Source organism: Eggerthella sp. AM16-19 (assembly GCF_003474385.1).
GTDB lineage: Bacteria > Actinomycetota > Coriobacteriia > Coriobacteriales > Eggerthellaceae > Senegalimassilia.
In genome coordinates this window covers 1-10,691 of record NZ_QUCY01000016.1, presented here as the reverse complement: position 1 = coordinate 10,691, position 10,691 = coordinate 1, and the positions used below count along the sequence as shown (strand labels likewise).

Genomic DNA, 10,691 nt, shown 5'->3' with positions numbered 1-10,691 from the left:
CCCCCCCCCGTCGCGTTTACCGACACCGGTTTCCGATGATGGATTGCACCCCTGGAATCGGCTATGCCTCCACGTTGCCCTCCAACACATCGGCAAGCGTGATGCGGTCGATATAGGCGTTGATGGCATTACCCATCCCCCGCCAGAAGCCGCGCGCCTCGCAGCCGCCCGCAAGATCGCATTTGCCCTCATCGTCCACACATGCGACCGGCATGCAGGAACCTTCCGTGGCGCGCAGCACGTCGCCGATGCGGATTTGATCCGCGGGCTGTGCCAGATAGTATCCGCCGCTCACGCCGCGAATGCTCTTCAGCACCCCTGCACGCACGAGAGCACCGCCCAGCTGCTCCAAATACTTGACGGAAAGCCCCTGGCGTTGCGCGGCTTGTCTCATAGTGACAAGCGCGCCCGCCTCCCCCTGCTTGGCGATATCGATCATAAGCCTGAGGGCATAGCGCCCCCTTGTCGAAACCATCATCGTAGCGTCCAATCCTCACCTTGTCGCGCCCCGCTTCCCCAACGAGACGAACGCCCGCTTGTTTGCGCACATGCGCAAGCATCCCGAAATCACGCGCAAAAACACCTACAAGAGCGTGCACATCAGGCTAAAACCAACAATGAGACGAGCATATTAGAAGTAAGTTAGTATCAATTGGATTAACGCCGTTAACGTGCGTCAGCGGCGGGAAATCACTATGAGCGGCATTTGAAAACCCCACGTTCAAACCATGGACGGGCACCCCGCGCCCCACGCCGTTTGCTACCATAACGCCTATGAATAGCAGAAACCGCAACGGGCGACCCGCCCGAACCCCATCATCAACGCGCAACCCTTCCACGAAGCCCCGCGTCTCATCATCGATGAACAATGGCTCCGCGCGGCCCCGCACCTCTTTGCCAGCGCGCAACGCATCCACGCGACCTGGATCGACTCGCCCCCAGCAACGCCCACGTCGTAGCACCAGCGCCCGCAAGCCGTTCGTCATCCTTGCGTTCGCGCTTGCGCTCATCGTCGTCGGCATATCGGCATGCAACGCAACATCGGCGCTGCTCAACGGCTCGTCGCAAGAAGAAACCTCTCGCTCGGCCAACACAAAGCAACCTTACGTCAGCCCATACGACTTCTCGGGGCTCTCCCAACAAAACGGCAGGTTCTCATACTCTGAAAACGGGGTCGAGAAATCGCAGACGGGAATCGATGTGTCCGAAATGCAAGGCGCCATCGACTGGGAGCAGGTTGCAAGCGACGGAATCCAGTTCGCCTTTGTGCGCGCCGGCTACCGCGGCACCACCGAAGGCGGCCTGTTCGCGGACGCCCGCCTGAATGAGAACCTTGCAGGAGCAGCCGATGCCAGCTTGCAGACCGGCGTGTACTTTTACTCGCAAGCCACCAGCGCCGAGGAGGCGCAGGAAGAGGCCGACTTCGTGCTTGACCAGCTTGGCGGCCGCAAGCTCGACCTTCCCATAACCTTCGACCACGAGAAGGATACGACGGTGAACGCACGCGGCAATAACGTGGACCGGGACACCCTCACCGCAGCTGCGCTGGCGTTCTGCCAACGCATCGAGCAAGCAGGTTACCGCTCCATGGTGTATGGCAACAAAGTGGATATCGCCCGCATGAACCTGGATAGCCTAGGCGATCGCCCCGTCTGGTTCGCCGAATACAACGCGCTGCAGCCCTCCGGGCAGTTCGATTTCGTGCTGTGGCAGTACAGCAACACCGGCAGCGTTGCCGGCATTTCCACCCCCGTCGACATGAACCTGTGCTTCACCGATATGCTCTAAACGCGAAATCTCGCAGCTCGGCAAAACCTGAAGCTAACTTCATGTGCTAGCGTGCGTAATGAAACCACCCGCAACGCGAAAGGTCCTCCATGAGCACCGACACCCCCGCCCCGCTTCCCGCTGAGCTTTCCAAGAAGCACGAAGCGCTGAAAGAGCATCTGACAAAACTGGGAGCGGTTGCCGTAGCGTTTTCCGGCGGAGTGGACTCCACCCTGCTGCTAGGTGTTGCCGCCGATGTGCTTGGCGACAACACCGTCGCCATCACCGCCTGCGCGCAGATGATTCCCGCACGAGAGGTTCGCGAAGCCAGCGATTTTTGCGCCAAGCGGGGCATCCGCCATGTGGTGATGGACGTCGACGCCTTGACCATACCCGGCTTCGCCGAAAACCCCGCAGATCGATGCTACCTATGCAAAAGCGCATTGTTCGCCCGCATCATGGATCAAGCCGCGCGCCTGGGAATACCCTACGTGGCCGAAGGCACCAACACCAGCGACCTAGGCGATTACCGCCCTGGGCTTAAGGCTCTTGGCGAGCTGAAGGTGGACAGCCCCTTGCTGGCAGCAGGTTTATCGAAAGCCGATGTTCGCGCCCTGTCCCGCAAGCTTGGCCTTCCAACCTGGGACAAACCCTCTTACGCGTGCCTTGCAAGCCGCATCCCCTACAACGAGGCCATCACTGCCGAAAAGCTTCGATCCGTCGAGCATGCCGAGGATGCGCTTATGAACGCAGGCTTTCCCCAGATACGCTGCCGCGCCCATGGGGACCTTGCGCGCATCGAGGTAGCGCCCGACCAGCGAGCGGCACTTATGGACGCGCTGATATCCACCGACCTGACCGAGCGCATACACGATGCGGGGTTCGTCTACGTGACCGTTGACGCCGACGGCTATCGCACCGGCAGCCTCAACCAAAACGTTCCCGAATAGACCAAAGGCAATGGCGGCGCCTTGCGAACCGTATGCGGCATCTTCAAACGCGCCAACCCCCTTCTGCGCAGCACAAGTTACCGCGCAGCTAAGCTAAATGCTAAGCAGACACCCCACCACAACTCCACGCCGCGGCACGTGCGGCAAGGGGGGCTACTGCCAGCGCCCTGCACCGCACAAGTCGTAGCCGCGACAAATGCCATAACCGCTCCCGCCATTATCCCGCTCTGCGGCATACGGGGCTAGCGAGTTGCCACCAGCGCCCTGCGCTGAGCAAGCAAGCCGCCGCCACCGTGTCCGTCAACCCGCGGTCGACGGACAGCAGGGTTCTACGACCGACGCGAGCTGCCGTACGCTGCGTTCTTGCGATTGCCGAAGGCGCTGCCTTTGCGCGCGCTCTTCTTCAGGTCCTTGAGCACATCCGCCTCGCTTTCGCCCTCCACGCCGGCACGCAGGCGCACCACCTCGTCTCGCAAGCGCGCCGCCTCCTCAAAGTCCATGTTGCGCGACGCCTCCGCCATATCTTCCTCCATGCTGGAGATAACGCGCAGCACCTCTTCGCGCGACAGCTCGGCAAGCTGCATGTTCACCTGCTCAGATGACACATCGCCCATTTCCCCATGCACGTAGCTCATGATGTCCACGACCGCCTTCGTGACCGTTTTGGGCGTGATGCCGTGCTCTTCGTTGTAGGCCATCTGGATGCTGCGACGGCGCCGCGTTTCGGAGATTGCCAGGTCCATGGAGTCGGTGGTTTTGTCGGCATACATGATTACCTGGCCGTTCGCGTTACGAGCAGCGCGGCCGATGGTCTGGATCAGGCTGCGCTGGTTTCGCAGGAAGCCCTCCTTGTCGGCGTCGAGAATGGCTACCAACGTTACCTCGGGCAGGTCCAGGCCCTCGCGCAGCAGGTTGATTCCCACCAGCACATCGAACTTGCCCAAACGCAGATCGCGCAGGATGTCCACGCGCTCAAGCGTGCCGATGTCGCTGTGCATGTAGCGGGCGCGTAAGCCGCGGTCCAAGAGGTGGTCGGTCAAATCCTCGGCCATCTTCTTGGTAAGCGTGGTTATGAGCACGCGCTCGTTGCGGTCGGCGCGCTCCTTCGCCTCGTCGATGATGTCGTCGATCTGGCTTGCACTGCCGCGCACGATGATCTCGGGATCCAGCAGGCCCGTGGGGCGGATGATCTGCTCCACCTGCTGCTGGCTGACCTTCAGCTCGTAATCGCCGGGCGTTGCCGACACGTAGATGAACTGCGGCACGCGCTCCTCGAACTCGTCGAAACGCAGCGGACGGTTATCCAAACAGCTGGGCAGCCGGAACCCATGCTCGGTCAAGGTGATCTTGCGGCTGCGGTCGCCCTCATGCATGCCGCGGATTTGGGGCACCGTCACATGGCTCTCGTCGATGATGCATAGGAAATCGTCCGGGAAATAGTCGATGAGCGTGTACGGGGGCTCTCCAGGCTCGCGCCCGTCCAAATGCCGGGAATAGTTCTCGATGCCGCTGCAAAAGCCCATGGTCTCCAGCATCTCAAGATCGTAGTTCACGCGCATCTCCAGCCGCTGGGCCTCAAGCAGCTTGCCCTCCTCTTTAAACTGCTGCAGGCGCTCGCGCAGCTCCTCTTGGATGGTTTTGATAGCGTGCTCCATCTTCGGGCGCGCCGTCACGTAATGGGAGGCCGGCCAGATGGGCAGGGCCTCATAGGCTTGCAACACCTCGCCCGTGACGTTGTCGATCTCGGAAATCTGCTCTATCTCATCGCCCCAGAACTCCACGCGCACCGGATTGTCCGCGTACGGCGGGAACACATCGAGGTTATCCCCGCGCACGCGGAACGTGCCGCGTTTCAGCTCGTAGTCGTTGCGGTCGTACTGGATGTCGATAAGGTCGTGGATCATCTGGTCGCGATCCATCTCCTTCTGCTTGTCCACGAACACGGCCATGCCCGCGTAATCCATGGGGCTGCCGATACCGTAGATGCAGCTGACCGACGCCACCACGATGACGTCGCGCCTGGAAAGGAGCGCGCTGGTGGCGGCATGGCGCAGCTTCTCCACCTCTTCGTTGATGGAGGCGTCCTTCTCGATGAACGTGTCCGACGAGGGCACATACGCTTCGGGCTGGTAATAATCGTAGTAGCTGACGAAATACACCACGGCATTGTCGGGGAAGAACTCCTTCAGCTCGCTTGCAAGCTGAGCGGCAAGCGTCTTGTTCGGCGCCATGACAAGCGTGGGGCGCTGCACCGCCTCGATGGTTTTCGCCATGGTGAACGTTTTGCCCGAGCCCGTAACGCCCAGAAGCGTTTGATACCGCAGCCCTTCCTCTACGCCCTGTGCCAGCTTCTTGATGGCCTGCGGCTGATCGCCTGAAGGCTCATAAGGGCTGACCGCTCGAAACGGCGTGTTCGCAAGGCGCACTTCGGGCAGCTTGCCCTCCATTGTCATGCCCTCGATGTTCTTCAGATGGCTGCTCATATGCAATCACGTCCTTCGCAGGCGCTTCCTTCGAATCAGTGCCCGAAGTCTATCACGGCATACGGAAAAGAACAAGTGTACGTTTTCGCTTCACATACGCGACAACGCAAAAGGCCCCTGCAGCATGCGGCATCTGGCAAAGCCAGGCGCCGCACCGCAGGGGCCCGCAACGTTTCAAACGATCGCGCCCATCAGCGCGAAGCCGTCCTAGTCCAGCGTCTTGCTGTACTCACGCCACCACTGCTCGACCTGCTCGCGCAGCTGCTCGGGCGTGCCATCGTTGTTGAACACCACGTCGGATTGCTCGATGCGATCCGCATCGCTGATCTGGCGGGCGATGCGGCGACGCACATCCTGCTCGTCCCAGCCGCCTGCAACGGCGCGCTCGATGCGGTCGTCAAGCGGGGCCAGCACGGCGATGACCACGTCGGCGCCGTTGGCCATGGACACCTGGCGATTTTTGAACACGGAATATTCCACCACCACGGCCTTGTTGCCCTGGCGCTCAAGCTCGTCGAGCTGATCGGTGAACGCCTCCTCGATGCGCGGCATGGTGATGCGGTTGAGCTTGCGCGTCTCCGCCGGCGTGGCGAAAGCCTTCGCCGCCACCTTCGAGCGCACGATCTGACCATCAGCGCCCAGGATATCGGCGCCGAACGCCTCTACCAGGTCGGCTTTGACCGTATCCCACAGCAGCACGTCATGACCGACCTTGTCGAGGTCGATGTACGGGACTCCCTGCTCGGCCAGGACCTTGCGGGCCGTCGATTTGCCGGCGCCCATGCCGCCGATGACGAACAGCTTCTTCATACCCATGCCTGCCTCCTTTGTCGGCATCGCAGCGTTACCTTCACGCATATCTTCTTCATATGATACACGCACCACACAGCCGAAACGGACGGCACGTGCCATCATTTGCCAACAGGTTACGGTAGGCGGCACTGGTATACTGAGGCGATGTGCTGCGGATTAAGGGAGCGCAGCAGATGAGAAGGGAACTATCATGCCGGAAACGCCGGCTGGGAGCCACGCACGCAACCGTTCGCGAAGCGCATACGCAAGCCCCGCATCGGATTCTTACACGCAACACCGTTCCAATGTGCACGGCCGCGCCTCAAGCGTCGCAGCCACCGCATCGCATGGCACCCGCCGCGCAAACGCCGTAACGGACGGCCGTCACGACAGTGCGCACGGCGCATCACCGCGGACCTCGCGCACATCCGGCAGCGTAGAGCAGCCCAAGCGGAAGAAATCACGCTACATCCCTGCCCTCGATGGCCTACGCGCACTTGCCGTGCTCGGCGTCATCGCCTACCACATGGGCATGGCCTGGATGCCCGGCGGCCTGCTCGGCGTCACCGTGTTCTTCGTGCTGTCGGGCTACCTGATCACCAGTCTATTGCTCATCGAATGGGACTCCACGGGCACCATCGACCTGCCGCAGTTCTGGCTACGGCGCGTGAAACGCCTATTCCCGGCCATCGCCTTCGTCATCATAGTCACCGCCGTGCTCTGCACGTTGTTCGACCACAGCCTGCTCACGAAGCTGCGCGAGGACATGTGGGCGGCGCTTTGCTGGGTGACCAACTGGTGGTACATCCTGCGCGACGTATCCTACTTCGACGCCCTAGGCGCCCCGAGCCCTGTCACGCATTTCTGGTCGCTCGCCATCGAGGAGCAATTCTACGTGGTTTGGCCCGTGGTGCTCATCCTTGCGCACAAGTTCGGCGTGAAGCGCACCCATATGCGCAACGCTACCTTCGTGCTCGCCTTGGCATCCGCGCTTGAAATGGCGCTTCTGTTCAACCCCGGCGCCGACCCCTCGCGCGTATACTACGGAACCGATACCCGCGCGTTCAGCCTGCTCATCGGCGCATGGCTTGCCTTCGTATGGCCGTCGAACCAACTTGGCGCGAACAACGAGATCCACCTTGACCACAGCGTTCGGCTGGCGCTTGACGCCGTGGGCGGCATCGCGCTCATTGGCTTGGTGGCCATGATGGCGGGCATCGAAGGCACGTCGGCGTTCATGTACCGCGGCGGCATCCTGCTCGCCTCCGTGATCACCATGGTCATCATCGCCGTCATCGTGCACCCGTCTAGCCTGTTGGCGAAGGTGTTCGCCGCAAAACCGCTCGTATGGATCGGCCTGCACTCCTACGGCATGTACCTGTGGCACTACCCTATCCTTCTGCTCATGAACCCGCGCAGCAACATCGAAGGCACCCCGTGGTGGATGTACCTGGTGGAGTTCGCCGTCATCTTCGCCATCTCATGGTTCTCCTACAAGTTCGTGGAAGACCCCATCCGCCATGGCGCCATCGGGAAGTTCGTGGGCGACGTGCGTAGCGGGCAGATCCTGCTTGCCGATTGGCTCCGTACCCATGCCCTGCCCACGGCCGCGGCCTCCGTGCTCACCATCGTCTGCATCGGCGGGCTGATCTTTGTGCCCGACACTTCCGCACTTGAGGGCGGCGATCTGCTGAAGGACGAATCGGCGCATGTCGCAGGCTTGCCTGCAGATACGTCGGGCACCACCGCAGCAGCCGAGAAGCCCAAGCTCGACGTGCTCATGATCGGCGACTCTGTATCGGTTCGCGCCATTCCCAACTTCACCGAAACGTTCCCCTACGGCGCCATCGATGCCGCCGTGAACCGTCAGCTCACCGTCGGCGAGGAAGTGTACCGCTCCTACGCCGAGCAGGACATCGTGGGTGATGTGGTGGTGTTCGCCCTGGGAACGAACGGACAGGCCACTGACGAGCAGCTGGACGACCTGCTTGGCGTGGTGGGCACCGACAAGCACGTGTTCTTCGTGAACACCCGCAGCCCGCAAAGCTGGATGGCGGAGACGAACGCCGCGCTCGACCGCGCCGTCGAGCGTTACAGCAACGTGCAGGTGATCGACTGGTACAGCCTGAGCGCATCGCATGGCACCTGGTTCGACGGAGACGGCACGCATCTGTCCTCGGAAGGCGCACAAGCCTATATCGACATGGTCCACGATGCTATTGGAAGCCTTCTACCCGAGCACAAGGAAGGCGACCAAGTTGCACACGCAGAAACGCCTATGGAAGCCGCAACCTCCAAGGCCATTGCGGCCCAGCAGGCAGCCGTTGCCTCCATTGCCACCAACATCGCCAACAGCCTAGGGGAGCACCCGCAGGAATAAGCGCATCTAATCAGCGGGCGCACGAATCGAACGATCGGGCCGCAATCGCATGCGAATCAACGCATCACGATTGCGGCCCGATTTGCGTTATGAAGCGAGCGCCTTTAGATAATCTGCAAACGCAACAAGGCCCCCGGCGTATGCCGGGGGCCTTGCGGATGCTAAGCGGTTGCTTGAAGCTTGAGGCTTAGGTCAGCTTATTCAGCCTGCTCCTCAGCGGGCTTGTCAGCCTTCTTCTCGCGCTTCTTGGCCGGCTTCTCCTCAACCTGGATGGACTCATCCACGGGGATCTCGAAGCCCATCTCAGCAGCAGCAGCCTTCATGGACAGGCTGATGCGACGACGGTCGGGGTTGATCTCCATGACCTTGACCTTGACCATGTCGCCGGGCTTGACGACCTGAGCAGGCGTGTCGATGTGACGCATGGCCATCTCGGAGATGTGCACCAGGCCCTCGATGGACTGGCCCAGCTCGACGAAGGCGCCGAACGGGACGGTCTTGGTGACCTTGCCGTCAACAATGGAGCCGACCGGGTAGCTCTCGACCAGCTTGATCCACGGATCCTCGGTGGTCTGCTTCAGACCCAGGGAGATGCGCTCGCGCTGCAGATCGACGTCCAGAACCTCGACCTCGACCTCGTCGCCGACCTTGACGACCTCGGACGGATGGTTGACGTGGTTCCAGGACAGCTCGGAGATGTGGACCAGACCGTCGATGCCGCCCAGGTCAACGAAGGCGCCGAAGTCGACGATGCTGGAAACCGTGCCCTTGAGGCGCATGCCCTTGGACAGCTTGGAGAGGATCTCGGCGCGCTCGTTCTTGCGGCCTTCCTCAAGCAGCACGCGACGGGACAGGACAACGTTGTTGCGGTTGCGGTCCATCTCGATGACGCGGGCCTCGATCTCGGTGTGCAGGTACATGTCCAGGTCCTTGACGCGACGCAGGTCGACCAAGGACGCAGGCAGGAAGCCGCGCAGGCCGATGTCCAGGATCAGGCCGCCCTTGACAACCTCGATAACCTCGCCGGTGACGGTCTCGCCAGCCTTGAACTTCTCCTCAACGCTGATCCAGGCGCGCTCGTACTCGGCACGCTTCTTGGACAGGATCAGACGGCCGTCCTTGTCCTCCTTCTGCAGGACCAGAGCCTCGATCTCGTCGCCGAGATTGACGATTTCGGACGGATCGGCGTCCTTGCGGATGGACAGCTCGCGGACGGGCACAACGCCCTCGGACTTGAATCCGATGTCCACCAGCACCTCGTCATGCTCGATCTTGACAACCGTGCCGTTGACCAGGTCGCCCTCGTCGAACTCGGTCAGCGTGCCGTCGATCATCTGGTTCATCTGATCGTCGGAGATGTCCTCGAAGTCGATGACGGACGTGTTCTTGATGTCGGTCAAAACGGACCCCTTCCATACTTTGCCGGGGACCCTTCGTCATGAATGATTGCTACATAAACCATGTTCGCTTGCAGGAGATGCTCCCTTTTAGCAGTGCAACAAACATGTCTCGGGGGCCTACATTACCAATGCTTACGGGACCTTCCCATAAGCCAATCGAGTATACCATGCGCAATGCGGCATCCAAGCCACTATTTTCCAACAGCGTTCCGCCCTGCACGATTTCTACGCGGAATGGCAAGCCGTTCGTTTCGCGCCCTTGCACCGCCGCCTTGCGATCCGGCCGCGCGCTGCGCGACGACCAGCCGTTTCGAGCTCACCCCCCTAAACACCCAGATTGGAGGACGAGAACCAACGCGCTATGCGCTATTCCCCGCTATTACGGCGACAATCAGGGCACACGCCGGAAAACGCCAGGTCGAAGCCCGTTACCTGGAACCCGTAATCGTTCACGATACGCGCAAAGGGATCGACCCCCTCCGTCTCGATATCGAAGACGCCTCCGCAACGGCTGCACTTCGCATGGAAGTGGTTATCGCAGCGGAAGTCGTAGCGGTCCGCCGCGTTGGGCACGGGGATGCGCAAAACCTCCCCGCGATCCGACAACACGCTCAAGTTGCGATACACGGTGGCGCGGGACACGTTGGGGTGATCGCGGTGGACCACATCGTAGATATCCGCCGACGTCGGATGGTTGTGCAGCGAGCGCACCGCATCGAGCACCACCGCGCGTTGCTTAGCGTTGCGCGAGCCGCGCGGGCTCTGAACCTGGCCGTTCGAAGTCATCGCGTTGCTCCTATCCTTTTTGTCAGACTTTCTTCTTAATAGGATTTTATATCGCTAGTAAGCCTTATGCAATTCACTCACAACCATTCGACGGCGTAAAGTTGATGGGGGTTCAGATTCTCCTATCCAGGTT

The 10,691-nt window shown here is 61.1% G+C and carries 8 protein-coding genes; 3 read left to right on the top strand and 5 right to left on the bottom strand.

Annotated features, from left to right (window positions below; all coding sequences use genetic code 11):
* Positions 1 to 61: 61 nt before the first annotated feature.
* Positions 62 to 490 carry an RrF2 family transcriptional regulator gene (locus tag DW178_RS07250; protein WP_286168573.1) on the bottom strand — a complete coding sequence of 143 codons (429 nt, stop codon included), beginning with the start codon at positions 488 to 490 and terminating at the stop codon, positions 62 to 64.
* Positions 491 to 1,200: 710 nt separating this feature from the next.
* Between DW178_RS07250 and DW178_RS11555 the strand changes: the two genes are divergently transcribed.
* Positions 1,201 to 1,788: a glycoside hydrolase family 25 protein gene (locus DW178_RS11555; RefSeq protein WP_286168572.1), complete on the top strand. Its 588-nt coding sequence runs from the start codon at positions 1,201 to 1,203 to the stop codon at positions 1,786 to 1,788.
* Positions 1,789 to 1,877: 89 nt separating this feature from the next.
* Positions 1,878 to 2,717 (top strand): ATP-dependent sacrificial sulfur transferase LarE, encoded by an 840-nt coding sequence (larE, locus tag DW178_RS07240; RefSeq protein ID WP_118350341.1) that lies wholly within the window; start codon positions 1,878 to 1,880, stop codon positions 2,715 to 2,717.
* Between the two features lie 329 nt (positions 2,718 to 3,046).
* On the opposite strand, the gene uvrB is transcribed toward larE, so the two are convergent.
* Together uvrB and coaE are read right to left on the bottom strand one after the other, a co-directional pair.
* A complete protein-coding gene (uvrB, locus tag DW178_RS07235; RefSeq protein ID WP_118350340.1) occupies positions 3,047 to 5,200 on the bottom strand; it encodes an excinuclease ABC subunit UvrB in 2,154 nt (717 codons plus the stop codon).
* A 207-nt stretch (positions 5,201 to 5,407) separates the two neighbouring features.
* Positions 5,408 to 6,016 carry a dephospho-CoA kinase gene (coaE, locus tag DW178_RS07230; RefSeq protein ID WP_258795715.1) on the bottom strand — a complete coding sequence of 203 codons (609 nt, stop codon included), beginning with the start codon at positions 6,014 to 6,016 and terminating at the stop codon, positions 5,408 to 5,410.
* 187 nt (positions 6,017 to 6,203) lie between these two features.
* On the opposite strand from coaE, the gene DW178_RS07225 reads away from it, so the two are divergent.
* Positions 6,204 to 8,372 carry an acyltransferase family protein gene (locus DW178_RS07225; RefSeq protein ID WP_118350339.1) on the top strand — a complete coding sequence of 723 codons (2,169 nt, stop codon included), beginning with the start codon at positions 6,204 to 6,206 and terminating at the stop codon, positions 8,370 to 8,372.
* Between the two features lie 197 nt (positions 8,373 to 8,569).
* Here DW178_RS07225 and rpsA read toward each other — a convergent pair whose 3' ends face one another.
* A complete protein-coding gene (gene rpsA, locus DW178_RS07220) occupies positions 8,570 to 9,772 on the bottom strand; it encodes a 30S ribosomal protein S1 (RefSeq protein WP_042434903.1) in 1,203 nt (400 codons plus the stop codon).
* Positions 9,773 to 10,138: 366 nt separating this feature from the next.
* Entirely contained in the window at positions 10,139 to 10,558 is a 420-nt protein-coding gene (locus DW178_RS07215) for a Fur family transcriptional regulator (protein WP_118350338.1), read from the bottom strand.
* Positions 10,559 to 10,691: the final 133 nt, after the last annotated feature.

Excerpts from the sequence above, each read along its gene's own strand:
- larE (WP_118350341.1), top strand. The coding sequence starts at position 1,878 with ATGAGCACCGACACCCCCGCCCCGCTTCCCGCTGAGCTTTCCAAGAAG.
- uvrB (WP_118350340.1), bottom strand. The coding sequence starts at position 5,200 with ATGAGCAGCCATCTGAAGAACATCGAGGGCATGACAATGGAGGGCAAG.
- coaE (WP_258795715.1), bottom strand. The coding sequence starts at position 6,016 with ATGGGTATGAAGAAGCTGTTCGTCATCGGCGGCATGGGCGCCGGCAAA.
- DW178_RS07225 (WP_118350339.1), top strand. The coding sequence starts at position 6,204 with ATGCCGGAAACGCCGGCTGGGAGCCACGCACGCAACCGTTCGCGAAGC.
- DW178_RS07215 (WP_118350338.1), bottom strand. The coding sequence starts at position 10,558 with ATGACTTCGAACGGCCAGGTTCAGAGCCCGCGCGGCTCGCGCAACGCT.